General features: G+C 45.1%; 23 protein-coding genes, 16 tRNA genes and 1 rRNA gene. 5 read left to right on the top strand and 35 right to left on the bottom strand.

The features are described 5' to 3' along the window. Window positions 1–129 precede the first annotated feature (129 nt). Genes AC0YN7_RS24255 through AC0YN7_RS24245 form a run of 3 tightly spaced genes read left to right on the top strand, consistent with a single transcriptional unit; the run spans window position 130 to window position 3,063 of the window. Window positions 130–1,323, top strand: coding sequence for a quaternary amine ABC transporter ATP-binding protein (locus AC0YN7_RS24255; RefSeq protein ID WP_475812598.1), 1,194 nt, complete (start codon window positions 130–132; stop codon window positions 1,321–1,323). 1 nt (window position 1,324) lies between these two features. Then, window positions 1,325–2,161 carry an ABC transporter permease gene (locus AC0YN7_RS24250; RefSeq protein WP_475812597.1) on the top strand — a complete coding sequence of 279 codons (837 nt, stop codon included), beginning with the start codon at window positions 1,325–1,327 and terminating at the stop codon, window positions 2,159–2,161. 53 nt (window positions 2,162–2,214) lie between these two features. Continuing rightward, complete coding sequence (locus AC0YN7_RS24245) at window positions 2,215–3,063, top strand: glycine betaine ABC transporter substrate-binding protein (RefSeq protein WP_475812676.1); 849 nt, start codon at window positions 2,215–2,217, stop codon at window positions 3,061–3,063. Between the two features lie 70 nt (window positions 3,064–3,133). Here AC0YN7_RS24245 and AC0YN7_RS24240 read toward each other — a convergent pair whose 3' ends face one another. The 9 genes from AC0YN7_RS24240 to AC0YN7_RS24200 form a co-directional block, all read right to left on the bottom strand. Next, window positions 3,134–4,228 (bottom strand): Gfo/Idh/MocA family protein, encoded by a 1,095-nt coding sequence (locus AC0YN7_RS24240; protein ID WP_475812596.1) that lies wholly within the window; start codon window positions 4,226–4,228, stop codon window positions 3,134–3,136. 73 nt (window positions 4,229–4,301) lie between these two features. After that, window positions 4,302–5,024: a ThuA domain-containing protein gene (locus tag AC0YN7_RS24235; RefSeq protein ID WP_475812675.1), complete on the bottom strand. Its 723-nt coding sequence runs from the start codon at window positions 5,022–5,024 to the stop codon at window positions 4,302–4,304. Window positions 5,025–5,062: 38 nt separating this feature from the next. Beyond that, complete coding sequence (locus AC0YN7_RS24230) at window positions 5,063–6,226, bottom strand: Gfo/Idh/MocA family protein (protein WP_475812595.1); 1,164 nt, start codon at window positions 6,224–6,226, stop codon at window positions 5,063–5,065. Window positions 6,227–6,247: 21 nt separating this feature from the next. Continuing rightward, window positions 6,248–7,270 carry a LacI family DNA-binding transcriptional regulator gene (locus tag AC0YN7_RS24225; protein WP_475812674.1) on the bottom strand — a complete coding sequence of 341 codons (1,023 nt, stop codon included), beginning with the start codon at window positions 7,268–7,270 and terminating at the stop codon, window positions 6,248–6,250. Between the two features lie 108 nt (window positions 7,271–7,378). Then, on the bottom strand, window positions 7,379–8,446 hold the full coding sequence (locus AC0YN7_RS24220; protein ID WP_475812594.1) for an undecaprenyldiphospho-muramoylpentapeptide beta-N-acetylglucosaminyltransferase: 1,068 nt from the start codon (window positions 8,444–8,446) through the stop codon (window positions 7,379–7,381). A gap of 84 nt (window positions 8,447–8,530) precedes the next feature. After that, a complete protein-coding gene (locus AC0YN7_RS24215; protein ID WP_475812593.1) occupies window positions 8,531–9,370 on the bottom strand; it encodes a VanW family protein in 840 nt (279 codons plus the stop codon). A gap of 249 nt (window positions 9,371–9,619) precedes the next feature. Continuing rightward, window positions 9,620–11,206 (bottom strand): peptide chain release factor 3, encoded by a 1,587-nt coding sequence (locus AC0YN7_RS24210; protein WP_475812592.1) that lies wholly within the window; start codon window positions 11,204–11,206, stop codon window positions 9,620–9,622. Window positions 11,207–11,246: 40 nt separating this feature from the next. Next, complete coding sequence (gene zwf / locus AC0YN7_RS24205) at window positions 11,247–12,803, bottom strand: glucose-6-phosphate dehydrogenase (RefSeq protein WP_475812591.1); 1,557 nt, start codon at window positions 12,801–12,803, stop codon at window positions 11,247–11,249. A gap of 138 nt (window positions 12,804–12,941) precedes the next feature. Beyond that, window positions 12,942–13,778, bottom strand: coding sequence for a YwmB family TATA-box binding protein (locus AC0YN7_RS24200; RefSeq protein WP_475812590.1), 837 nt, complete (start codon window positions 13,776–13,778; stop codon window positions 12,942–12,944). Window positions 13,779–13,932: 154 nt separating this feature from the next. Between AC0YN7_RS24200 and AC0YN7_RS24195 the strand changes: the two genes are divergently transcribed. Further along, a complete protein-coding gene (locus AC0YN7_RS24195; RefSeq protein ID WP_475812589.1) occupies window positions 13,933–14,295 on the top strand; it encodes a hypothetical protein in 363 nt (120 codons plus the stop codon). Window positions 14,296–14,425: 130 nt separating this feature from the next. Next, the gene (locus AC0YN7_RS24190; protein ID WP_475812588.1) at window positions 14,426–15,148 is read left to right on the top strand and encodes a hypothetical protein; all 723 of its coding nucleotides are present in this window, start codon (window positions 14,426–14,428) and stop codon (window positions 15,146–15,148) included. A gap of 155 nt (window positions 15,149–15,303) precedes the next feature. On the opposite strand, the gene AC0YN7_RS24185 is transcribed toward AC0YN7_RS24190, so the two are convergent. The 26 genes from AC0YN7_RS24185 to AC0YN7_RS24060 form a co-directional block, all read right to left on the bottom strand. After that, window positions 15,304–15,972 (bottom strand): response regulator transcription factor, encoded by a 669-nt coding sequence (locus AC0YN7_RS24185; protein ID WP_475812587.1) that lies wholly within the window; start codon window positions 15,970–15,972, stop codon window positions 15,304–15,306. A 50-nt stretch (window positions 15,973–16,022) separates the two neighbouring features. Beyond that, entirely contained in the window at window positions 16,023–17,021 is a 999-nt protein-coding gene (locus tag AC0YN7_RS24180) for a sensor histidine kinase (RefSeq protein WP_475812586.1), read from the bottom strand. A 122-nt stretch (window positions 17,022–17,143) separates the two neighbouring features. Further along, on the bottom strand, window positions 17,144–17,860 hold the full coding sequence (locus tag AC0YN7_RS24175; RefSeq protein ID WP_475812585.1) for a PspA/IM30 family protein: 717 nt from the start codon (window positions 17,858–17,860) through the stop codon (window positions 17,144–17,146). Between the two features lies 1 nt (window position 17,861). Next, on the bottom strand, window positions 17,862–18,338 hold the full coding sequence (locus tag AC0YN7_RS24170; protein ID WP_475812584.1) for a PspC domain-containing protein: 477 nt from the start codon (window positions 18,336–18,338) through the stop codon (window positions 17,862–17,864). After that, entirely contained in the window at window positions 18,326–19,012 is a 687-nt protein-coding gene (locus AC0YN7_RS24165; RefSeq protein ID WP_475812583.1) for a PspA/IM30 family protein, read from the bottom strand. The genes AC0YN7_RS24170 and AC0YN7_RS24165 overlap by 13 nt, the downstream gene beginning before the upstream one ends. Before the next feature lie 66 nt (window positions 19,013–19,078). After that, entirely contained in the window at window positions 19,079–19,375 is a 297-nt protein-coding gene (locus tag AC0YN7_RS24160) for a LiaF transmembrane domain-containing protein (RefSeq protein WP_475812582.1), read from the bottom strand. Between the two features lie 391 nt (window positions 19,376–19,766). After that, window positions 19,767–20,519: a hypothetical protein gene (locus AC0YN7_RS24155; protein WP_475812581.1), complete on the bottom strand. Its 753-nt coding sequence runs from the start codon at window positions 20,517–20,519 to the stop codon at window positions 19,767–19,769. Continuing rightward, window positions 20,516–21,214, bottom strand: coding sequence for an ABC transporter ATP-binding protein (locus tag AC0YN7_RS24150; protein ID WP_475812580.1), 699 nt, complete (start codon window positions 21,212–21,214; stop codon window positions 20,516–20,518). The genes AC0YN7_RS24155 and AC0YN7_RS24150 overlap by 4 nt, the downstream gene beginning before the upstream one ends. A 13-nt stretch (window positions 21,215–21,227) precedes the next feature. Next, a complete protein-coding gene (locus AC0YN7_RS24145) occupies window positions 21,228–21,602 on the bottom strand; it encodes a GntR family transcriptional regulator (RefSeq protein ID WP_475812579.1) in 375 nt (124 codons plus the stop codon). Window positions 21,603–21,810: 208 nt separating this feature from the next. Beyond that, window positions 21,811–21,892 (bottom strand) — tRNA-Leu (locus tag AC0YN7_RS24140). An 18-nt stretch (window positions 21,893–21,910) separates the two neighbouring features. Then, window positions 21,911–21,987: transfer RNA gene (locus AC0YN7_RS24135), tRNA-Arg, on the bottom strand. A 20-nt stretch (window positions 21,988–22,007) separates the two neighbouring features. Beyond that, a tRNA-Cys gene (locus AC0YN7_RS24130) sits at window positions 22,008–22,081 on the bottom strand. A gap of 7 nt (window positions 22,082–22,088) precedes the next feature. Then, window positions 22,089–22,163 (bottom strand) — tRNA-Gly (locus AC0YN7_RS24125). Between the two features lie 7 nt (window positions 22,164–22,170). After that, window positions 22,171–22,245: transfer RNA gene (locus tag AC0YN7_RS24120), tRNA-Gln, on the bottom strand. A gap of 30 nt (window positions 22,246–22,275) precedes the next feature. Then, window positions 22,276–22,351, bottom strand: a tRNA-His gene (locus AC0YN7_RS24115). A 19-nt stretch (window positions 22,352–22,370) separates the two neighbouring features. Then, window positions 22,371–22,444: transfer RNA gene (locus tag AC0YN7_RS24110), tRNA-Trp, on the bottom strand. A 9-nt stretch (window positions 22,445–22,453) separates the two neighbouring features. Next, window positions 22,454–22,538: transfer RNA gene (locus AC0YN7_RS24105), tRNA-Tyr, on the bottom strand. A gap of 3 nt (window positions 22,539–22,541) precedes the next feature. After that, window positions 22,542–22,617 (bottom strand) — tRNA-Thr (locus tag AC0YN7_RS24100). Window positions 22,618–22,653: 36 nt separating this feature from the next. Beyond that, window positions 22,654–22,729: transfer RNA gene (locus AC0YN7_RS24095), tRNA-Phe, on the bottom strand. A gap of 14 nt (window positions 22,730–22,743) precedes the next feature. Next, window positions 22,744–22,820 (bottom strand) — tRNA-Asp (locus tag AC0YN7_RS24090). A 37-nt stretch (window positions 22,821–22,857) separates the two neighbouring features. Beyond that, a tRNA-Met gene (locus tag AC0YN7_RS24085) sits at window positions 22,858–22,934 on the bottom strand. Window positions 22,935–22,951: 17 nt separating this feature from the next. Beyond that, window positions 22,952–23,027: transfer RNA gene (locus tag AC0YN7_RS24080), tRNA-Val, on the bottom strand. A 73-nt stretch (window positions 23,028–23,100) separates the two neighbouring features. Next, window positions 23,101–23,175 (bottom strand) — tRNA-Glu (locus AC0YN7_RS24075). A 6-nt stretch (window positions 23,176–23,181) separates the two neighbouring features. Continuing rightward, window positions 23,182–23,272: transfer RNA gene (locus AC0YN7_RS24070), tRNA-Ser, on the bottom strand. Between the two features lie 6 nt (window positions 23,273–23,278). Then, window positions 23,279–23,354 (bottom strand) — tRNA-Asn (locus tag AC0YN7_RS24065). Between the two features lie 109 nt (window positions 23,355–23,463). Continuing rightward, window positions 23,464–23,547, bottom strand: a 23S ribosomal RNA gene (locus tag AC0YN7_RS24060); the annotation flags it as partial.

The following is a 23,547-nucleotide window of genomic DNA, read 5'->3' as shown; positions in this document are numbered from 1 at the left end:
GAGTATACAGTACGTAAAGTTCGTAAAGTTATAACTGTACACTCCTTACGAAGGCTCACGCCTTTTGACCTGGGCAAAGATAACCCACTACACTTATAGGAGTCGAAATATTCCACAAGGGGGCAGAACATGGCGATTATAGAAGCCAAGAGGCTGACAAAAATATTCGGATCCGATCCGAAAAAGGCAATCCCGCTGCTGGATAAAGGATGGTCTAAAGAAAAAATACTCGCAGAAACAAAACTAACTGTAGGTGTGAACCAAGCCGATTTCACGATAGAAGCCGGACAAATTTTTGTCATTATGGGCTTGTCAGGCAGCGGCAAGTCGACATTAGTACGTTTACTTAATCGGTTAATTGAACCTACATCCGGCCAAGTATTGTTTAACGGTGCAGATGTGCTGCGCATGTCGCCCGAGCAATTGAGACAGTTCAGACGAAAAAACGTAGGCATGGTATTTCAAAAGTTTGCTCTATTTCCTCATCGAACAGTCATCGAGAACATTGAATATGGGTTAGAGGTACAAGGCATCGACAAGAAAAAACGCAGGGAAATGGCGATGGAATCGCTTGATCTCGTTGGATTAAAAGGGTGGGAACACAGCTACCCCGACCAGTTAAGTGGAGGTATGCAACAGCGTGTAGGTCTCGCGAGAGGGCTTGCTAACGATCCTGATGTATTACTTATGGATGAAGCGTTCAGCGCTCTTGACCCGCTTAAAAGGAAGGACATGCAGGATGAGCTGCTTGAGCTACAATCAAAAATGAAAAAAACGATTGTTTTTATAACTCATGATTTGAACGAAGCACTGCGAATTGGAGATCAAATTGCCTTAATGAAGGATGGCAGTATTGTACAAATTGGCTCTCCAGAAGAAATTCTTATGCAGCCAGCAAACAAATACGTGGAGCGTTTTGTAGAAGACGTTGATTTCTCCAAAGTATTTACGGCAGCACATATTATGGTTAAGCCCGAAACAATCACCATCGAAAGAGGTCCTCGTGTTGCCCTGCAATTCATGCGAGATCGCGGCATATCCAGCTTGTATGTAGTTGATAAAGGGATGCATTTGCTTGGTGTCGTAACGGCTGAGGATGCAATCCATGCCATTAGAACAGGACTGAAGCTTGAGGAAGTGATGCAGCGCGAGGCGCCAACAGTCGCTCCTGAAGCCGTGCTTAATGACTTTTTTGAAATAATGAGCAATTCCAAATATCCTGTTGCTGTCATTGGCGATAATGGGAAGCTTAAAGGAATTGTCATTAAAGGAGCAGTTCTGGCTGCATTAGCCGGAAATGCTGGATTGGAGGCAAGTGAATAAGATGAATTTACCTAAAATACCGCTCGCCGAATGGGTGGAATGGGCAGAGGCCTGGCTAGAAAACCATTTAGGCCCTCTCTTCGATCTCATTCGTATCGTTGTCGGTGAAACAGTTAATGGATTAGACACTGCATTAAACGCGCTTCCCGCGCTGGTACTGATCGTTATTTTCTCCGCGGTTGCCTGGTATATCGGCAAGTGGAAAATGGGACTGTTTACGTTAGTCGGTCTCCTTATTATAGATAACTTAGGGTTGTGGAGCCAAACGATGCAGACACTTGCACTTGTACTGACAGCTGCCTTTATATCCGTATTGATAGGAGTACCCGTTGGTATTTTATGTGCGCGAAAAAATAGTATCCAGAAAATCGTCACACCTGTGCTTGATTTCATGCAGACGATGCCGGCATTCGTATACTTGCTACCTGCTGTAACCTTTTTCTCACTCGGCGTTGTGCCTGGAGTTATTTCTTCCATCATTTTTGCGATCCCGCCAACAATTCGTCTGACTAACCTTGGTATCCGCCAGGTTCCCTCGGAGCTCGTCGAAGCGGCTGACGCCTTCGGATCAACACCATCGCAGAAGCTATTTAAGCTTCAACTCCCCATTGCTTTGCCGACTATTATGGCAGGCATCAATCAGACCATTATGTTATCGCTCTCTATGGTCGTCATCGCGTCAATGATTGGCGCTCAAGGTGTAGGTGCTTATGTGTATCGTGCTGTTACTCAAGGAAATACCGGTGTTGGCTTTGAAGCAGGCCTCGCCATTGTTATTTTAGCTATTATTCTCGACCGTCTGACCCAACAGGTTATTCGTAAAACCAAATCAGTCTAACAATTAATTTATTTACACGAAATGTAAGGAGTGATTTTTTGAAATTCAACAAAATGAATGGAATTATTGCAGCTATTATGGTGATGACATTACTCGCTGGTTGTTCTACAAGCGGAGACAGTAAAAAGAAAGTAACTCTTGCCTATGTCGCTTGGGATTCTGAAATCGCAAGCACCTACGTAGTCAAAGAAGTGCTAGAGCAAAAGCTAGGCTACAAGGTTGAAATGCTTCAAGTAGATGCTGGTCCAATGTGGGCAGGTGTATCCGACGGAAGCGTTGATGCGATGGTTGCAGCATGGCTCCCAACGACACATGCATCTTACGTTTCTAAGTACAACGGTAAATACGAAGATCTTGGAACTAACCTAGACGGCGCAAAGTCCGGTCTCGTCGTGCCTCAATACATGGATATTAACAGCATTGAGGAATTGAATGATAAGGTTGGTGCTTCTGTTGACTATACGATTATCGGCATAGAGCCAGGAGCAGGACTTATGATGTCCACTGAGAAAGCACTAGATCAATACGGTTTACGCGACAAGTGGACATTGCTGGAGAGCTCATCCGCCGCAATGACACAAGAGCTTCAGAAAAAGTACAATAAAAAAGAACCTATTATCATCACTGGCTGGACGCCACATTGGAAGTTCGCCAAAATGGATTTGAAATATTTAGAAGATCCTAAAAACGTATACGGCAGTGCGGAACAAATCCATACGATTGCTCGCAAAGGATTGAAGGATGATCAGCCAGAAGCTTATGCTTTCCTTGATCAATTCAACTGGACACCAGATGATATGGCTGCTGTTATGATTCAAATTCAAGATGGCAAAACCCCTGAGGCAGCTGCCAAGGAATGGGTAGAGCAAAATCAAGATAAAGTCGATGCTTGGTTGAAATAAGTGTAATCATGCGAAAAGCTGTCCTGGCTGGTCATATACAATGACCGCAGGACAGCTTTTTACAATATTACTAATCTAAACAATGAGGTTGTAAACCAAGTGGAAATGGCGCTGGTTTCTCACAAGTGCTCTTCATCACATAATGTACGCCTTGCTCGGATGCATCATGGAAACCGTGCATCGCTTCAAGCACATGATAAGCAAGTTCTCCATTTGCACGATGCTTACGTCCGGTTTGAATCGCTTTAGCCATATCGGCTGCTCCTACGCCGCGATCGTTAACATCGAAAGCGAGTGGAATGTCTGACCATTCACTAGTGCCCGGGCGCCAAATTTTCACAGGTCCTCCGAATCCATTCGGGTCTGGTACTAAGAGTGTGCCCGCGCTGCCGTATACTTCAATACGAGGCAGCGTGGAATTGCCCTTCACATCGAAGCTAGTCAGCAAAGTTCCGATTGGTCCCGATGCAAAATCCATAATACCTGCAATATGAGTAGGTACTTCAACCGTAACCTTTTGACCATATTTCGGCTGGCTTGTAATCGTTCTCTCTGGATAAGTAATGCGAGCTGAGCCGGTTACTCGAGTAATCGGTCCGAGCATTGCTACTAGTGCCGTCAAATAATATGGACCCATGTCGAACATTGGGCCGCCGCCCTTCAGATAGTAAAACTCTGGAGACGGATGCCAAGTCTCGTGGCCGCCACATGTCATAAATGCAGTTGCGCCAATCGGCGTACCAATCCAACCATCCTCGATAAGCTTGATGCTTGTTTGGATGCCGCCGCCAAGGAATGTATCAGGCGCACTACCAACTAACAACCCTTTTCTCTCAGCAAGCGCTAGCACTTCTTGAGCTTCCTCTCTCGTTACTGCAAATGGCTTCTCCACATAAACATGCTTACCTGCTTCAAGCGCTTGCTTGCAAACTGAGGCGTGTGCTTGCGGAATCGTCAGGTTAATGATCATTTGAATCTCAGGGTCAGCTAGCAATTCTTCAACGGAACAACCGCGAACACCATATTCCGCTCCCTTAGCTTTTGCCCGATCAACATCCAAATCCGCACAAGCAACGACCTGAAGCGAATCGTAGCGATTACCATTTCCAAAATAAGCACCGCTAATGTTACCTGTACCTATAATACCTGCTTTGATTTTTTCCATGATCCTGACTCCCTCGTCTCACATCTAATTTTTTTAAAAAAATAATATCCTTATCTATTAATCAAAATATCGCTTAAAGTTGATTATCGGCCATGCCACTATATGCTGCAGCGCTATTGCCAGCCTCTTCAGCCAAAGCTTTACCCTCAGCGCACCAAAGGAACCCGCGGCGCATAAGCTCCTTCACATCATCAATCTCCATAATATTCGCTTGGTGACCAAGCGAGTTATAATAAACGCGGCCCACTCCCCAACGCTTTGTCCAGACAACAGGCATATCAACCGCTTTGTTCAATGAATGAGGGCCAGCTGTTATCGGAAAACGTGTCGTAGCGAGCACCTCTACCGCTGGATCTACATGCAAATAATATTGCTCGGAGCGAACGGTAAAATCTTTCATCCCTTCTGTCAGGCTGCTTGAGGAATTGCTAATATTGACGACATATTCAAGCCCGTCATTACCCGGGTGAGCAACCCATTGGCCGCCCGTCATAAACTGCCAGTCCACATTTTCACGGAAAGCGTCGCACATTCCACCATGACAGCCCGCGAGGCCCACTCCGCTTTGAACAGCCGCTGATACATTATCGACTAGCTTTTGATCAATGCGATCCATTGTCCATACTGGAATAATAAGATCAAGACCCATCAGCTTCTCCGCATCTGCGAATGCCTCAAGCGTATTGGACAGCTCCACCTCGAAGCCTTCACCTTCCAAAACCTCACGGAAGATTTCACCTACCTCCTTCGGTTGATGTCCATCCCAGCCGCCCCATACGATTAATGCTTTTTTCATTTCCACTCACTGCCTCTCCACTCATCTATTTCATTCCATTAGGATAGTTCACTAATCGCAACCCAACGACGCTCCGTAATCGAACGTTCTACCGCTTCCAGCACCTCTTGGCATTTCACTCCATCCACGAAATTCGGAACCGGTTGACGATCCTCTTCAAATGCCTTCATCAGTTCATGCATCTCATGCGTAAACGTATGCTCATAGCCAATCGTATGTCCAGCAGGCCACCAAGCATCCATGTAAGCATGAGCTGGATCGGTAGCAAGCACACGGCGAAAGCCCTGTACGTCTTCTGCATCATCTGTAAAATAAACCTGAAGTTCATTCATTCGCTCGAAATCAAACTTGATGCTTCCTTTGCTGCCGTTAATCTCAAAGCCATTCGTGCAGCGGTGACCTGCTGCAAACCTTGTCGCCTCAAAGCTTCCCAGCGCACCATTTGCAAAGCGTGTCATGAATAACGTCGCATCATCAACGGTTACCGCTCCGCGCGGCGCATCTGCGCTCCCTTTGGCGCTCAGCCCTGTCATCGCCGATGCGATTGGACGTTCTTTAATGAATGTCTCGCTCATTCCGATTACTTCGTTAAACTCACCAACAAGGAAACGGGCCATATCGATCAAATGAGCACCTAGATCACCGTGCGAACCTGACCCTGCAATTTCCTTTTGCAGCCGCCATACGAGAGGGAAGCTAGGATCAATGATCCAGTCTTGCAGAAATACAGCGCGGAAATGATAGATTTCACCAATGCGTCCGTCCTCAACCAGCTTCTTAGCCAGTTGCACCGCCGGCGCAAACCGGTAGTTAAAGCCAACCATATGCTTCACGCCAGCCGTCTCGGCCGCTTCAAGCATTTCACGCGAATCTTTCAATGTAAGCGCAAGCGGCTTTTCGCAAAAAATATGTTTCCCCGCTGCTGCTGCTGCAAGTGCAATCGCTTTGTGTGCATCACTCGGAGCATTGATATCAATTAAATCGACATCATCGCGCTTGACTAGCTCATTCCAATCCGTTTCAGAGCTTTCCCAACCAAACTGTGCGCGTGCCTGTTCGAGACCCTCGGGGTCTCGTCCACATATCGCCTTCATTTCCGGCTTTACCGATTTCGGGAAAAACATGGGGAGAGCTCGATAAGCGTTACTATGCGCCTTGCCCATAAACTTGTAACCAACCATACCAATTCTCACTTTTTTCATCTTTATACCGCCTCTCGTGGATTAGGATGTTTCCCTTGCAATAAAGCTAACGGGTAGCACGTCCTGCACAGATGAATTACCCGCTTCTTTGCTTTCATTATCGAGCAGTCTAGCAGCAGCCAGCTTTCCCATTTCATAAAAAGGGACCGCTACCGTAGATAATCTTGGGCTAATAATACGCGAGCCGTCCGAGTCATCGTAACCAACAAGCGCATAATGCCGCCCCGCCTCAAGCCCACATTCACGCAGACCCTGCATCAGTCCAATTGCCATTCGATCATTCGCTGCAAATACGGAGTCTATGCTGCCGTCTCGGATTTTTTCTGCAAGGCTCACTGCCAGCTCGTAACCGCTCTTGCGACTATAATTGCCGACATAGACTAACGGTTCCTCAAACGCTATTCCCGCTTCCTGAAGTGCAGCTTGGTAGCCAAGCAGCCTGTCTGTGCTGTTAGAATAAATCGAAGGTCCATTTACGAATGCAACTCGTCGGCCGCCTTTCTCAACTAAATGCTGAACTGCCTCCTTGCTGCCTGCTGAATGGTCTGCATCCACCGTCGTATACTCATCTTCATCGTATCGTTGATTAACGAGGCAGAAGGGGTAGCCTTCGGCTTTAAGCTCTGCGAGCGCCGCTCGCTCTTCTGGAACATTTTGCGAGCCAAGGACAATACACGCATCAATTTTTTGCGTTCGAAACAGCTTTGCGTAATCTCTTGCTCCACTTGGTTCTCTGAAGATGAGCAGCAAGTCATAGCCGCATCGCTTCGCCGTCTCTCCGATTCCACTCAATATTTCAGAGAAGTAATACGTCGAGAATAAATGAACCTTTGGCACAAAAGGTAGAATTACGCCAATATTGCCGCTCCTTCGACGAGCGAATTGCTGCGCAAGCGCATTTGGAACATAACCAAGCTCGGCAGCTGCTTGCAGTACACGTTCACGAGTCTCCTCTTTTATTGGACCAACTTTGTTAAGAACTCTAGATACGGTGGCCTCCGAGACGCCAGCTAATTTTGCTACTTCTTTCCTGCTAATGGTTATTTGCCTCCTGTAATGCTATTATTCACATCTGCTAATTTCATTTTATGTACACGCGTACATTATTGCATGAAAACGGTTTATCGTCAACAAAATTGATACGATAAATAATCACTTCTCCGCAACCTCATTGATCCAATCACATACTAGCGTTAAGGCATCCAGTTGCTTGCTATTGCCCATTCTTTGTTTATACGTATAACGCTCCTCATATAGCCGGGTGACGCTACTACAAAGCGTTTCCTCTGTAAGCTGCTCCTCGTACAAAATATCGCAGTACCCCGACTTTTCAAATGACTGCGCATTCAGAATTTGGTCACCTCTGCTCTGCTCCTTTGGGAGCGGAATGAGCAGCATCGGTTTTCTTAGCGATAGAAACTCAAAAATCGAATTAGAGCCCGCTCGCGAAATGACGATATCAGACATTGCAAAAATATCCGGCAATTGCTCATTAATATATTCATATTGTTTGTAATCCAGTGATTCGATCAATGTATCTATATTGTTTTTCCCGCATAAATGAACGATTTGAAAACGCTCAGTTAAATAAGGCAATGCCTGCCTGAGCGTCTGATTAATTTTTCTTGCTCCCAGACTTCCGCCCATAACTAGTATAACTGGCTTTCTTTCGTCAAAACCGCAGAAGTCTCTGCCGCGTTTTGCATTGCCCCGCTTCACTTCCTCCCGAATAACAGCTCCTACATGCCGACATTTATTTGGCTGCAGCATCTTTGCAGTCTCCGGAAATGTTGTACATACGCCTGTTGCGAATGGAATAGCGATTCGATTTGCCAAACCAGGCGTAATATCCGATTCATGTATGAGAACGGGTACCCTATTCAGCCAAGCGCCCAACACGACAGGAACAGATACGAATCCTCCTTTTGAAAATAAAACCTTCGGCTTGCGCTTATTAATTAGTCGATATACTTGGAAGACGCCTTTTATCGTTTTGAAAGGATCCTTTACGTTTTGCCAATCCATATACCTTCTTAGTTTCCCAGTTGCAATCGCATAATAATTAACGGATGGGATCGCTGAAATTATATCCTTCTCTATACCAGTTTCCGAACCAATATAGTCTACCGCCCAGCCTTCTTCGAGGAAACGAGGGATCAGCGCTAGATTAACCGTAACATGCCCGGCTGAGCCTCCTCCAGTAAACATTATTGTCTTCATTTACACTATCCTCTCCATTCCTAGTATCAGGAAGTAAACCGAATCCTACACTATTAAAGCCTATTGCTGTTACATCTTACATTATTATTTCACATTAGTTGTCGTTGAAGAAACTGTTTGCTCCAGCATCGGTTCATACATCATAATGGCATGGTTTTCTGTAATAAATTCATCATCGATAAGCACTTTCTCCAAGTTATAAGCTTTTCTATAAATTTTATTATGCCTGACATAACCACCCCAGTACTCACGAGTGATCCAATGCTCCTTTTCATAAACTTCAAAGGTTCTAGTATGCGGGACAACTGTTCTCCATTCACCCACTAAATCGGTTTCCGTCAAATAAATATTTAATTGATACGTATGATCGGTCTCATTTTTAATCTGCAAATCAAGATAGTTATAGGCACAGGTGGCGCCGCTCCCAAACGGTTGGTTTCTTTTGGAATCTGGAAAAACGTCATAGCTATGACGGTATCTCTCCGTAATCGTTAAAGGTGAATGCAGTGTCAACCAATAAATCAAATTGGACAATTGACATAACCCGCCCCCAACTCCCGTAAGTACTTTACCGTAATGCAAAATCATACCCTCCACATAACCTTTTCTTTTGGTAGGGTTCCCAATCAAGCGCCAATATGAAAAGGTTTCACCTGGCTTTATCATCACTCCGCTTACCCTGCTTGAAGCAATTGTGAGGTTCTTTACCTTATTATGCTGAATCCACATATCAACATCCTTAAGCTTCCGAAGCAACGGGGTTCTATGCTCAAATACGATATAGGGCAATAAGGACTTTTCCTTGCGCAAAGCTGCAAATTTTCTACCGCCAAAGTACCAGTTAGCATAACGCTTCAATCGATAGTACTTCTTCCCAAAATAGATCCTTAACGGACTTCTCTTTATTGGTTTCAGTGACGTCATCCTTGCACCCTACCTCCACTATTATTCATATTCGAGCATCCATTAAATTATCTTAAGTACTTCGTTCTTTACAAGCTTATGTAAATTACCTCATTCCCCATATTCACCATCATATACGACATGCGGAAACGTTTTGTTTCAACAGCTTCTCTAGTAATTTACATACATTAGGGTAAAAAATAAGCATCTCAGCTAAGCGCAATAATACGCCGTGCGGAGATGCATATTTCATAACGGTATACTCGCTTATTAAGGCGCGGTTTCCAAAAACTTAGAAGTCGGGTTTTTGTCAATTGCCGTACGCATCGCATACTCATTCTCGAACAGAACGACATAATTGCCCTTCTTGTCCTTTACTAGCGTCGTATTAATACGGAACTTGCTCGGATCAATGTTGTCGTCTACGATCCAGCGTGCGAACTGGAAGGTCAAACGATGTAATTGAATTTCAACCCCATATTCCGCTCGCATCCGATGCTCGAACACCTCAAATTGCAAATGTCCGACAACGCCAAGGATCGTTTCGTCGAAGTTGCCGGTTGAATGGAATACCTGAATGGTACCTTCCTCGGTCAGCTGATCGACACCCTTCTGATACTGCTTATGCTTCAATGCATTTTTGACTGTTACTTTAGCGAAAATTTCCGGTGAGAAGGTCGGCAGCTCATCGAATACAACTTCTCCGCCCTGTGACAAGGAATCGCCGATCCGGAAAATACCTGGATCGAACAAACCGATAATATCACCAGGATAAGCGGTGTCGACAATGTCGCGGTCCTGAGCCAAAAACTGCTGAGGCTGCGCCAGCTTTATATCTTTGCCATTGCGAACATGGCGGACGCTCATGCCACGTTCAAATTTGCCGGAGCAAATGCGAAGGAAAGCAATTCTGTCACGGTGAGCAGGATTCATATTGGCTTGAATTTTAAATACATAGCCCGTAAATTTCTCATTTGTTGGATCTACCGTGCCAGTCGTGCTGTTGCGCGAGGTCGGCTTAGGTGCAAGCTGCAAAAAGTTCTCCAGAAAAGTTTGTACGCCGAAGTTGTTTACCGCGCTTCCGAAAAATAACGGTGTCAATTCTCCTGCTTGAACCTTCTCGAAATCGAACTGATCCCCTGCTACATCAAGCAGCTCCAAATCTCCGATAAGCTGGTCAGTCAAATAATCGCCCGCCATCTCACGAATAACGGGATCATTATAATCGCTAACAGGACGAACCTCAATCTTCGAATGATCGTTACCTTGGAACAGCTCCACTTGGGATTTCATTCGGTCATATACGCCGCACAGCTCACGTCCCATACCGATTGGCCAGTTCATTGGCACCGCGCGGATACCTAGTACCCGCTCCAGCTCCTCCATCAATTCAAAGGGGCTTTGTCCTTCACGGTCTAGCTTGTTAATAAACGTAAAGATCGGAATGCCGCGCTTGCGGCAAACTTGGAACAGCTTAATCGTCTGTGCCTCTACGCCTTTGGCGACGTCAATAAGCATGACCGCGCTATCTGCTGCAGTCAGTGTCCGATAAGTGTCTTCACTAAAGTCTTGGTGACCAGGCGTATCAAGAATATTAACGCGATGTCCCAAATAATCGAACTGCATTACGCTTGATGTTACCGAGATCCCACGTTGTTTCTCAATTTCCATCCAGTCGGATGTTGCGTGACGGCTCGCTTTACGAGCCTTGACTGATCCTGCAAGCCGAATGGCTCCACCAAATAGAAGGAGCTTTTCAGTAAGTGTTGTTTTACCTGCATCCGGGTGAGAGATAATCGCAAATGTACGTCGCTTATCTACTTCCTGTTTAATTTCATCTTTTAACGTTTGGCTCATGCTTGACTTCCCTTCATCGTGCTGGGCGACTCACAACAGCTTATTTACCGCTGCTTGATACCCAAATAACATTGTCTTCCTCTTGACCATTAACAGGCCACCAGTGGAAACCATCCTCCGCAAGCAGCTCATTAGCTGCTTGAGGGCCCCAAGATCCCGCAGGGTATGACTTCAAATCACTTTTTTCTTCACGCCATGCTTGTGCAATCCGATCCACGAACGACCAAGCTTGCGAAACCTCATCCCAACGCGTGAAGTATGTGGAATCACCGCGTACTGCATCATGAATGAGGCGTTCATATGCTTCTGGCGTATTAAGGCCAATTTGGCAGCTTTGACAAAATTCCATAGCCACCGGCTGAACGGAATTATCCGCGCCAGGCGTTTTTGCATTTACTTTAATATATATGCCCTCAAGCGGATTTACGCGAATGACGAGTAGGTTTGGAGCCAAATCATGACGCTGTGCAAACAGTACATTTTGTGGCATCGATTTAAATTCGATTACGACCTCTGTTGTCTTTACCGGCAGACGCTTACCAGTTCTGATATAGAACGGTACACCTGCCCAGCGGAAGTTGTCGACGAATACTTTTGCCGCAAAATAGGTTTCCGTGGTCGAATCCTCACTTACAGATTCCTCTTGTCGATAACCTGTCAAAGGCTTGTCCCTATAGCTGCCTTCGCTATATTGAGCGCGTACTACTTTCGCTCGGACATCCTCACTCGACGTATAGTCGCGTAAGGAGCGAAGCACCTTAACCTTTTCATCGCGAATGTCTTCACCATGCAAGCGGCTAGGCGGCTCCATAGCTATCATCGTAAGCATTTGCAGCATATGATTTTGACCCATATCACGCAATGCGCCTGATTTGTCATAATATCCGCCGCGATCCTCAACGCCTACTGTTTCTGACAATGTAATTTGAACATTGGCAATATGATTATTATTCCACAAAGGCTCAAAAAAAGCATTTGCAAATCGGATAACCTGAATATTTTGTACCATTTCCTTACCGAGGTAATGGTCGATACGATATATTTCTTCCTCTTTGAAAACCTGATTGATTTGCTCGTTCAGCTTTTGAGCCGATGGCAGATCATAGCCAAAAGGCTTTTCGATTACAACGCGATGCCAACCGGAAGATTCCAACAGGCCTCCATCACGAAGGTTGAACGACACAGGACCAAATAGTGATGGGGCTAACGCCAAGTAAAACAATCGATTTCCAGGTATATGGAATTTAACATCCAGCTGTTCCGATAAGCGGCTTAGCTCACGGAAGCCGTCAACGTCATTAATATCAAGCGACATGTATTCAAAATGTTCCGCAAAACGGTTCCATAGCTCAGCATCGTCTGCTTTATAACGACAGAACTCAACGATAGAATCGTATAAGTCAGAACGGAATTGTTCATTCGTCCGAGGACGGCGAGCAAGACCGACTACTGCGAAGTTTTCCGATAACTTGCCTTCTTTATATAAACTGAACAGCGCTGGGAACAGCTTACGCCGGGCCAGATCGCCGGTAGCTCCGAACAGGTAGTAGACAGCGCCCTGAGCGGAAACGGAATCAAGAGTAGTAGTTGTGGTCATTTGCCTCATTCTTTCCTATGAATTTTTATACAACTTTACATGCTATGTAGTTTAACATATTCATCCTTAAATCGCTATTCAACCCGCCATAAAAAATACTGATGAGCAGCCAAAATTGTGCTGATCAAAGTCTGTTAATTAAGGTTGGATGTTCTCACTTGAGCTGTATTCCCCGGTTATGATAGGAATTCCAATCGTCAAAGCTATATTTTCCGAATGAGTCTGCTTGTGCAATGCGATTTGAATATTTGCGAGCTTCCCGCCTCCAGCCGCTATTCTTGACTGCAGCTGGTTAGTGTACAGCATCTCGCTTCTCGTTCCTCCATCCTCGAACCGATCAACAGGCGATGCTTGGGCTTGCCTGATCATATCTTCTATAGCATACTTGCTTGTCGTAAAACCTTGAACCTTTATACTGCTAGTAAATGTTGGAGCGAGCTTCGAAATTTCAACACCAATGTCTGATGCTACATGAAGCAATGTATTCTGATCCGGCTGCTGCCCTGCGCTCGATTCATAGAGGATCATAATTTGTTCACGACTATTCGTCTCTTCAACCTCGACCAAGCTTACAGAAATCTTCCCGCTGTAGACCGATGCTCCTGTTATTGTTTTCCCTTCATTTTGTACTAGCTTCTCTATCGCATCACCATTTTTATCTGAAAAAAGCTTTTTCGAAAGCTCATCCATCGCGCCTGCTTCTGCCGCTACATTCCAGCGAATAGACCAAACCGCGTTCTCCGCCCCATTAGTGAGCAGAGGGTCGCTCCACTTCCAAAGCATCTGTAAGTCATGATTTAAATGTTGTACGGCTGAGGCTGCCGTGCCAGGCTCCTTATCCGCTTTCCAAATCGCCCATCCTGTACCTAATAAAAGCACTAACAATGCCGCTATTATGCCATTTTTGCTCCGTCTTAAACGCTGCTGCTTCGACAACTGTCCTTTGACGGGATCCATACCTTTTGGAATGTACATGCGTATAACCTCCTGAAAAGTTTTACGACTGAAATAATAGCCTCAAAGAGCAGCAGATGCTTTGTTTCTACGTTTAATGGGTAAGTACCCATACCCGTTTACTATTAGGTGAATACACTAGTTGCAGAATAGTGAATGGAGGTGTCATCCGTTAATGGAACAGATTTATCCGTTACACGAAGAGGTAGTCCAACAATTTTGCGGTTATCCGGTATGTGTAGTAATGAGGGACGGATCTCGGCATGTCGGCATACTCAGCTCTTGCAATAATGGCAGGTTATGGCTCAATGGAGATAATACGCATAATAGACCAGAAGCGACTTTGACAAAGGTTCAGCCAAAAGAGATGAAGAAGAAGAAAAAATATAAAAATCAGAATAAAGAATTGAACCATAAGTCGGAACAAGCAATTACACAATCCTATCCTTATGATCCATACTATGAACCATATAATCCGTGGGGTGGAGCGTTTTTTCTTGATTTAGCCCTTATCGCATTACTTTTTTTATTGATATAAGCAGTCAAGCGGTGAGCTCAGTTGAGAGTCGCCGCTCTCTTTCCAACTGACAGATTTCGCCAGTCTTTTCAAAAACCTTATAGTATGCTATCGCTGAAGGAGCAACATTAATCAAGGAGGCACTATACATATGTCTGGTTACATTCCGCCTATTCGTAGAGTTGAACGTCCTATTGCCTATTCACCCGTACAAACGGTAATCAAGTATGCTTCGTATCCTTATCGTCAGCATGAGTCACAGATGACGTCTAACCGCGCGAATGATTGGAATCGCATCTATCAACAAGCCGCCAAGAGTGCAGCCGACTGGTTTAAGCTGGCTAATCAAGCTCAAACTGAAATTGATCACTTAATAATCAACTATAATCTACATACTACTAATGATGATTTATCAGAGCTTAGTTTGCACAAGCTGACTAGCAAATTAGCCAAACTACTGAATACTTTGGAGTCCAAATACAAACAGTATAATGGTGATTTGAAGCCTGAATTGTGGACCTCCATTGAAGAAGCTTTGCAGCATCCGGCTGCGGCCGCGCTTGGTCTGAAACGCAGCGATGACAATGGATTATGGACGACAAATTCTCAAGATCCGAGCCATATAGGAACAAACTTGTCTATACCCGTTCGTCCAATTGCAGCAAGTGAGCGACAAATTAAACAGCTGCTGCTTGGAGTGGACGGTTTACTATCGGGCTTAAAGCAAGCATTATGTTATACCGACAAACCAAGTGTTGTTGATTTCGTGCAAAAGCGTTTATCGACTACACTTCCATACATTGCTTATTATAACTCTGTACAATCGTACAGCCCGATTCCTTTTACTGGCATTATTATTAATCGTTACCTATAACTAGATTAGCATCGCTTTGAAAATAATCAATAGTTTTATAGGAAGCTAGCAGTTAACTGTCCACCTACTTCAAACCAAAACACCGGCGAAACCACATTGGTTTGCCGGCAAAAGAATACTATATATGAAATGATATTGGAGCTAACCGTTCCAAATTATTCCGCAATTCCTTGCTTATGCGCATAAATGGCAGCTTGCGTGCGATCTTCCACTTCAAGCTTATTAAAAATGTTGGTAATATGAAATTTCACCGTCTTCACACCAATATACAGCTCATCAGCAATTTCTTGATTGGACATCCCTTGAGCCACATGCTTCAGCACATCCATCTCACGGTCGGTTAATTCTTCATGCAAAGGTGCCTTCTCGAGCTGCTTTGGTTGACGGAAGCGATTCATCATCTTAGCTGCCACCTGTGATTCCAGCACCGACTGTCCACGCGCTGCCGCACGGATAGCATCCGCAATTTCAGTGGCGCGGGACGTTTTCAATAAGTAGCTGAACGCGCCAGCTTCAATGACCGGATATAGCTTGCTGTCATCCAAATAGCTCGTCAATACAATTACCTTACACTCTGGGTATAACTCCAGCAACTTAGCTGTAGTCTCAACGCCATCCATTCCATCCATAACTAAATCCATAAGAACAACGTCAGGTTTGTACGCTTGAGCCAGTCGGATTCCGTCCATGCCATTGCTGGCTTCACCGACAACCTCAATTCCATCCTCTGTATCAAGCACAGCAGCAAGCCCGATTCGTACCATCTCATGATCGTCTACGAGCAGAACTTTAATAGGTTGACTCAATTTCTCAATCAACTCCATGTCTCACACCGTCCTTTTTCCTTCAATTCATCCGTATTTTATTTCTATGATCATTTCGTTTCCCTTAATCCATCCATCGGTACCCAAATCTGAATCAAAGTTCCTTCGCCTACCCTAGAATTCATTTCTAAAGAACCACCGAGCTCATTTATCCGTTCTTCCATCGTTAGTAATCCATAAGATGTTTGCTTCTTCGCTTCCAGATCAAATCCAATTCCGCTATCCCGCAAGCTCATATGCACTTGGTTTCCGATTCTAAGCAGCTTGATTACCATGCTATCAGCTTTCGAGTGCCGCAGAGTATTGGAGAGAGCCTCCTGCGCAATGCGGAACAGATGGTCCTCAGCCCTTGGCTGCAGCATGATCGAATCATCTACCTCTAACGTAATCGTCATCGGTACCTTCTGCTTCAGCTCGTCTACCAGCACCATCAGAGCTTGGCCCAAATTTTTACCTTCCAAATGTACTGGACGCAAATGCAGCAGCAAAGCCCGCATTTCTGACTGAGCGACGGATGCCATTTCTTCGATTAGCTGCACCTGACGTTTTGCTCGCTCCCAATCCCGATCTATCGTACGACTAACAGCCGTTGCCGTCATCGAAATAGCGAACAGCTGCTGACTGACAGCATCATGCAGCTCACGTGCTAGCCGTTGCCGCTCTTCAATAACAGCTGAAAATTTCACCTTAGCCGTCCAACTCGGGTCACTTTTCTCCTCCTCAGACAACTCGCCTTCAGCAGCGCCTAAAGGATCAATGGTTACGGAGAACCTCCGCTTCATCTGCTGCTCGCTTAACCGTTTCAATGACTCCTTAAGTCTCGAGTTTTGTAGGTAACTGCCCAGTGTAGCGACCGCCAAGGCTGCTCCAATTATAGAAAGCCCCATGACCGCCCATTTCCCTCGAAGCGTAAACAGCTCCAAGTAGCCAACACCCTGAAGCACGATAACTACCAAGCTGACAATGATAAGCAGCCACAAAATCGTTTCCGTTATATTTCGCCTGCGGGCCGCATGATTCGGTTGCTCGCCCGGCTTGCCTTGCTCCATACGGCTCACTTCCTTCTATGTAAGAATTTTACCAATATCGAATCATGAATACTAGCCTTATACATAAACAAATGAAAGAGCAGACCGTTATTAACGGTCCGCTTCTTACAGGAACTATCAATCTATTCTTCAGACGCTGATTTGCTCAATGAAGTTGGTGCGCTTTGCGTGCCCAGCTTGTTCTTAAGAGCTTGCAGCTGCTCATCAACCTTATGCTGCTTCTCAGCATCTGCTGCGTTAAAGCTGTTAGTTGTTCCACTGTACGAGTATGGAGTACGAAGCACATCAGCTTCCGCTTCCATTTGCATAATCTTTTCTTCCATCCGCGAGAAGCCGCGCGATGCAGATCCGCTGTCAATTGAATGATTGCTTGACAACTGCGCCATTTGCTTTTGCGCTTTCGCAATCTGTGCGCGGGATGCTAGCTCATTACGTTTGTTGCGCATTTGGTAGAACTCATCCTTCATCGTATGCAATTGCTGCATCAATTCTTCAGCTTGCGTCTTCGATTGTGCGTGCAAATCGATATATTCCGTTACCTTCTGGTCAAAATACAGCTTTTCTTCCAACAGCTTGCGAGCAAGCTCCTCTTGACCAGCTCTCAATGCCGCTTCCGCTTTGGACTCACGGTCTGCTACGCTGCGTACCGCTTCCTCAACACGCTGCTTCATCCGACGCTCATTCGCCATTTGCTTCGCTACCGTTACTTCAGCTTGATGAATCTCCGATTCCATATCACGCAAGTATTGATTAAGCATTACAATCGGGTCTTCAATTTTATCCAATGCCTCATTTACCGAAGCCTTTGTCATATCTTTCATCCGTTTGAAAATTCCCATGTTAAAAATCTCCCTTCTCGTATTTAGCAATTTTAGCTTTCAATTCTTCAATTTCTCTGCGAAGCGCTTTTTTCTCCAAATCATCCATCATGCTATCGAATTGCGATGAAGTCGACGCTCCAACGCCCGCTCCTGGGTTACCCCAAGTACTTGAATCCTGCGGCGGGTTTTTGTAAGGACCGCCAAATGGTGATTGGGATCCGAAGCTTGAACCATTATTGTTATAGCCTGGGTTATACCCTCCGCCATAGTTATTGCCATTTGGGCCAAAGCCTGAGTAGACTGGCGGTTCTTTTGGAACAACCAGACCTGCAATTAGATAGATCAAGATAACAGCACCGCTTGTAAAAATCGTTACAACAATAAGCAGGATTCGTAGCAATGTAGCATCAACGTTTAACATTTCTGCTAAACCGCCGCAAAGGCCGAATAGCTTCTTGTCTCGAGATGAGCGATACAGTTTTTTCAAGATGACCATCCTTCCTTCTCCAGCTTCCGTTTCAGCTGTTCAAGCTCTCTTTCGATAACGGAGTGTACCGTGTTGCCTGCTTCCGTTATGAATTCCTGACCCATTCTACGAACCTCACGCAAGCTTTTTGCCTCATGCTCCATACCGCTTATGCGATCCTCCAAGCGTCTGAACACGGAGCCTGCTTGAAGCCCTTGATCGCCGAAGCCTCCGTTATTGCGACTGTTCATTCGTTGCTGAAGTCGAAGCGACTCCATACGTGCAGCGTAATATTCCCGTTTATCGTATACGGTTTGATATTCACTTCGCATCTCGCGAAGCTGTTCTTCCAAATCAATCGTATTTTGCCGACTTTGCTCGTATAGCTCTCGGTATTGAACCGAACGCTCTTCACAGCTTGCTTTCTCATGCAAAGCAATGCGTGCCAGTTGTTCTTCGCCAGCCTTTAAAGCGGTCAACGCCTGTTGCTCACGACGTTCCTTCTGTTGTTCAGCCTGCAGCCACTGAGCTTTCAGGTGATTGCTATGACCTGCATATTGCTGATAAAGCTTCTCCGCTTGTATAATATCTTCTCTTGTCGACCATAGAAACTGATCAATCAATCGAACCGGATCTTCTGCCTTCTCTAATCTCTCATTTAGTGTGGCGGCCGTAATGTCGCGAACACGTTTTATAATGCTCATTGATTGTCCTCCTCCAAGTCTTGCTAAGCAAAACTAGCTTCTTATCTCTATTTAACTCCAAATTGATTAATAAGCTTTATGTTTGTTTTTCTTGAACAAGCTTATTCCAGCTACGATCAATCCGATTGCCAGAGCCAGCATGATAAGTCCGCCGAGCTTGCCTAGCAGCATCATTGCTCCGATTACGATAAGGATTCCGCCAATCCATTTCTTGTTGTTCATCCAGCCGATTACACCAAACCCAACTAAGATGAACGGAAGCAAGAAACCGATGATGGAGCCGAGGTTAATTCCAATAAAGTTAAGAACCGCGATGCTTCCGACAATAACCAGCAGTACGCCTAACGCGCTTTTTCCATTCATGTTCCAATCTCACTCCTTTCAATTGCATTTATTTTGTTTGCCGTATCGTGTTAGAAAGTGTTTCTCTTGCTTATGTACTTAGTTTAGATCAATTCCCCTAATTATAAAACAGACCTTCGGCGGTTTTCTCACTAGACTTAGGTCGAGTCTGCGGTCATTCTATAGTGGTAACAAAAGAAAGCCAACCAAGCCGTAACAGCTGGGAGGCTCTCTCTATCGCATTTCACTGCTTATTTATTGGCAAGATATTTATCGAACTGCGCTTGCTTTACTACCCATTTTTTTCGAACTATTTCATATATTACCATCTTAAGCGTTTTGTTAGTTAGTTTACACAAAAAAAAGAGTACAAGGGTCACGAAGCCCTCATACTCCAAAGCAGCAGGTGGATTTACAGCTCCACCTTTTTGTTTAATAAATACGTCATTAGATATAATAACGCTGCAACAAACACCATCTCTAACAATATAGGTCCTAGTGGGATGTCGAGATCCAAGGATGAAGAGAATGAAAAGGAATCATTGCTTATTTCACTTTCTACAGAAACACCGCTTAATGATCCTTCAGACTTCTCAAACAGCACGTGCTCCAACCAACCTATTAGACTCATGACTGCAAAGAAAAAGATGATCCCAATCCAAGTCGCATGTTTACTACGGAAGCAGCGTGATACAGTTGTAGCTGCCATAATGACTATAAGAAACGAAGAGTACGCCCATATAGAGACAGCTACCAGTTTGATTACCGTAAGGGAGTTGAAAGTTATCCCCTCTAATAACTCACTTATATTCATCCCCTTGAAAGCTATATATAAGAGGATATGGATAACTGCAACAGCAACAACGGCGATCGCTGTCATCAAGCTTAGTAATACGACAGCTCCAACTCCTTTCAACGGATGAAGCGACAACAGCCTGCGGCTGAAAGATTTGATGTTATGATCAAATGTTCTGCAGCAATTGACGTATAGCAGTATAGCTACTGATGTGTAACCAAGTAAACTTAGAACAAAGACAATTTGCTTATCCCAGTCTCTTACTTCTCCAACAATGGTAAGTGCGGCTTGCACGATAATGAGCACTGCAAGTGTACTAAGCAGAAGAGTACTATTACGTTTCCAATCGTATTTCAAAAGATTCATCATTCTGCGAACACCTCCTTGAACATCTCATCAACGCTTTTCCCACTATTAACCCGTATATTCTCTACTTCGTCCTGCAGCACAATTTGACCATTTCGTATAAATATGACTTCATCAAAAATCCGTTCAATATCCCGTACAAGGTGTGTGGACACTACGATACTACTCTCCTCATTATAATAGTTTACAATCGCATCCAATATCTTAGCTCGCGCGACTGGGTCTACCCCTCCAATTGGCTCATCAAGTAGATAGAGCTTTGCGTTCCGAGATAAGGTCAATGTAAGCTGCAGCCGCTCATTCATCCCTTTGGACAATGAGGTTACGCGATCTCTTTTGCTCAGCTTCATGAATGAAAGCATTTCATTTGCTTTCACACGATCAAAATCTGCATAAAAATCAGTGTAAAATTGTATCGCATCATCTACACGCATCCAGCTTTCTGTCAATGGCCGATCTGGCATGAACGACGTAATGGCTCTCGTTTCTCTATTGATAAGCTGACCGACTATTCTTGCCTCGCCTGAAGCTGCTGGAATTAACCCGGCCGCGATTTTCATCAGTGTGCTCTTGCCGCTTCCGTTACTCCCTAGAAGTCCAACAATTTTTCCAGGTGCAACTTTTAGTGATACATTATTTAATGCTTTTTTGCCTGCATACGATTTCGATATACCGTTCAGCTCTAAAATGCTCTCCACTGTTGATTCACTCCTATTCTTTAATTTCAGCCTGTACAGCTTCTGAAACGATTGTAATGATGTCGTTATTCGCAAATCCAAGCTCTTGCATGCCTTGTATAAAGTGACCGAGCAAGTCGCTGGCCATTTCCTTCTTAATCTCCATAATTTTCGACTCCTCACTAGTTACATATCTTCCAAGACCACGTTTAGTTTCTACGATGAGCTCACGTTCCAGCTCTTGAAAGGCACGCTGCACGGTATTCGGGTTAATTTGCAATTCTAACGCTAATTCACGAACTGCTGGAATTTTATCGCCCGCCTTTAAGTTTCCAACAACGATTTCTTTCTTCATATAATTCATGATTTGCAAGTAAATCGGTAAATTGTTATCAAATTCAATACTCACAATTGTTTCCACTCCTTTCTACTGCCCTGTAAGATCAATCACTTATTCAGGGGATTTCCTTTTCACATCTGTTTATTCAATCTGTATCTGTGTGTTAGTTAAATAGTACACTAATAATATAGTGTTGTAAAGGAGCAATATTAAAATAGGCTAAAACACAAAAAAACTCTTGAGATCTAATGATCTCAAGAGTTTGGATTGAAAGATTTGGTGCCGATGAGAGGACTCGAACCTCCACGGTTTCCCTCACGATTTTGAGTCGCGCGCGTCTGCCATTCCGCCACATCGGCATTTCAATAAGTTAAATATGGCGCGCCCTAAGAGATTCGAACTCCTGACCTTTTGATTCGTAGTCAAACGCTCTATCCAGCTGAGCTAAGGGCGCAAAGCATTTCGAGAAAATTGTGGAGGCGCCACCCAGACTCGAACTGGGGGTAGAGCTTTTGCAGAGCTCTGCCTTACCACTTGGCTATGGCGCCAACTTAATGGAGCGGAAGACGGGAATCGAACCCGCGACCCTCGCCTTGGCAAGGCGATGCTCTACCGCTGAGCCACTTCCGCAAATAAATGGCTGGGGATTCAGGGATCGAACCTGAGAATGACGGAGTCAAAGTCCGTTGCCTTACCGCTTGGCTAATCCCCAACAAAGTTTTGTTGCATTTTTTTGAATAAATGGGGCGATCGAGGGGAATTGAACCCCCGAATGTCGGATCCACAAACCGATGCGTTAACCACTTCGCCACGACCGCCATGATATAAAGTTTTAATTGGCAGGGGCAGCAGGAATTGAACCCACACCAAAGGTTTTGGAGACCTTTGTTCTACCTTTAAACTATGCCCCTAAGGTAAACTGGTGGAGGATGATGGATTCGAACCACCGAACTCTGAGAGAGCAGATTTACAGTCTGCCGTGTTTAGCCACTTCACTAATCCTCCATGTGGTGCCGTCGAGAGGACTTGAACCCCCAACCTACTGATTACAAGTCAGTTGCTCTACCAGTTGAGCTACAACGGCATATTCAATTGGAACAAGTACTACATAAATCTTAAATGGTGGCTCGGGACGGAATCGAACCGCCGACACGAGGATTTTCAGTCCTCTGCTCTACCGACTGAGCTACCGAGCCTGATGTTTTTTGAATGGCGGAGCTGACGGGATTCGAACCCGCGGTCTCCTGCGTGACAGGCAGGCATGTTGGGCCACTACACCACAGCTCCACATCATAATCTCGGAAACTTCCGATAGGTAAAGATTTGGTTGCGGGGGCAGGATTTGAACCTGCGGCCTTCGGGTTATGAGCCCGACGAGCTACCGAGCTGCTCCACCCCGCGTCATTATTAAGTCTATATGGTGGAGGCTGACGGGATCGAACCGCCGACCCTCTGCTTGTAAGGCAGATGCTCTCCCAGCTGAGCTAAGCCTCCGTTGCTGAGCGACCCTTATATCTTACCACAGGTCTTAGGTTAAAAGCAAGTACTTTTTTAAAAAAAGTTTTTTTGGTGACCCGTAGGGGACTCGAACCCCTGTTACCTCCGTGAAAGGGAGGTGTCTTAACCACTTGACCAACGGGCCGCATACTGGCGGAGAAGGAGGGATTCGAACCCTCGAGACCCGGTTAGAGCCTACACGATTTCCAATCGTGCTCCTTCGACCACTCGGACACTTCTCCAGTATATGGCTCCCCGAACAGGACTCGAACCTGTGACAACTCGATTAACAGTCGAGTGCTCTACCAACTGAGCTATCAGGGAAAATTAAAGATTTACAAGACGATTTACGCCCTGAAAACTGGATACGAAAGTTGTCTTACTGAACCTTAGCTGTTTGTCTGCCGGATGTATGGGTCCATGCAAACTTTTTTAGGATAAGCCCTCGACCGATTAGTATTCGTCAGCTCCACACATTGCTGTGCTTCCACCCCGAACCTATCAACCTCGTCGTCTT

The organism is Paenibacillus sp. J31R122, from assembly GCF_056269185.1.
The sequence above is the reverse complement of the archived record's forward strand: the minus strand, read 5'-3'. Positions and strand labels throughout refer to the sequence as shown.

Coding starts and splice junctions, on each gene's coding strand:
- AC0YN7_RS24255 (WP_475812598.1), top strand. CDS start 130: ATGGCGATTATAGAAGCCAAGAGGCTGACAAAAATATTCGGATCCGAT.
- AC0YN7_RS24250 (WP_475812597.1), top strand. CDS start 1,325: ATGAATTTACCTAAAATACCGCTCGCCGAATGGGTGGAATGGGCAGAG.
- AC0YN7_RS24245 (WP_475812676.1), top strand. CDS start 2,215: ATGAATGGAATTATTGCAGCTATTATGGTGATGACATTACTCGCTGGT.
- AC0YN7_RS24240 (WP_475812596.1), bottom strand. CDS start 4,228: ATGGAAAAAATCAAAGCAGGTATTATAGGTACAGGTAACATTAGCGGT.
- AC0YN7_RS24235 (WP_475812675.1), bottom strand. CDS start 5,024: ATGAAAAAAGCATTAATCGTATGGGGCGGCTGGGATGGACATCAACCG.
- AC0YN7_RS24230 (WP_475812595.1), bottom strand. CDS start 6,226: ATGAAAAAAGTGAGAATTGGTATGGTTGGTTACAAGTTTATGGGCAAG.
- AC0YN7_RS24220 (WP_475812594.1), bottom strand. CDS start 8,446: ATGAAGACAATAATGTTTACTGGAGGAGGCTCAGCCGGGCATGTTACG.
- AC0YN7_RS24215 (WP_475812593.1), bottom strand. CDS start 9,370: ATGACGTCACTGAAACCAATAAAGAGAAGTCCGTTAAGGATCTATTTT.
- AC0YN7_RS24210 (WP_475812592.1), bottom strand. CDS start 11,206: ATGAGCCAAACGTTAAAAGATGAAATTAAACAGGAAGTAGATAAGCGA.
- zwf (WP_475812591.1), bottom strand. CDS start 12,803: ATGACCACAACTACTACTCTTGATTCCGTTTCCGCTCAGGGCGCTGTC.
- AC0YN7_RS24200 (WP_475812590.1), bottom strand. CDS start 13,778: ATGTACATTCCAAAAGGTATGGATCCCGTCAAAGGACAGTTGTCGAAG.
- AC0YN7_RS24195 (WP_475812589.1), top strand. CDS start 13,933: ATGGAACAGATTTATCCGTTACACGAAGAGGTAGTCCAACAATTTTGC.
- AC0YN7_RS24190 (WP_475812588.1), top strand. CDS start 14,426: ATGTCTGGTTACATTCCGCCTATTCGTAGAGTTGAACGTCCTATTGCC.
- AC0YN7_RS24185 (WP_475812587.1), bottom strand. CDS start 15,972: ATGGAGTTGATTGAGAAATTGAGTCAACCTATTAAAGTTCTGCTCGTA.
- AC0YN7_RS24180 (WP_475812586.1), bottom strand. CDS start 17,021: ATGGAGCAAGGCAAGCCGGGCGAGCAACCGAATCATGCGGCCCGCAGG.
- AC0YN7_RS24175 (WP_475812585.1), bottom strand. CDS start 17,860: ATGGGAATTTTCAAACGGATGAAAGATATGACAAAGGCTTCGGTAAAT.
- AC0YN7_RS24170 (WP_475812584.1), bottom strand. CDS start 18,338: ATGGTCATCTTGAAAAAACTGTATCGCTCATCTCGAGACAAGAAGCTA.
- AC0YN7_RS24165 (WP_475812583.1), bottom strand. CDS start 19,012: ATGAGCATTATAAAACGTGTTCGCGACATTACGGCCGCCACACTAAAT.
- AC0YN7_RS24160 (WP_475812582.1), bottom strand. CDS start 19,375: ATGAATGGAAAAAGCGCGTTAGGCGTACTGCTGGTTATTGTCGGAAGC.
- AC0YN7_RS24155 (WP_475812581.1), bottom strand. CDS start 20,519: ATGATGAATCTTTTGAAATACGATTGGAAACGTAATAGTACTCTTCTG.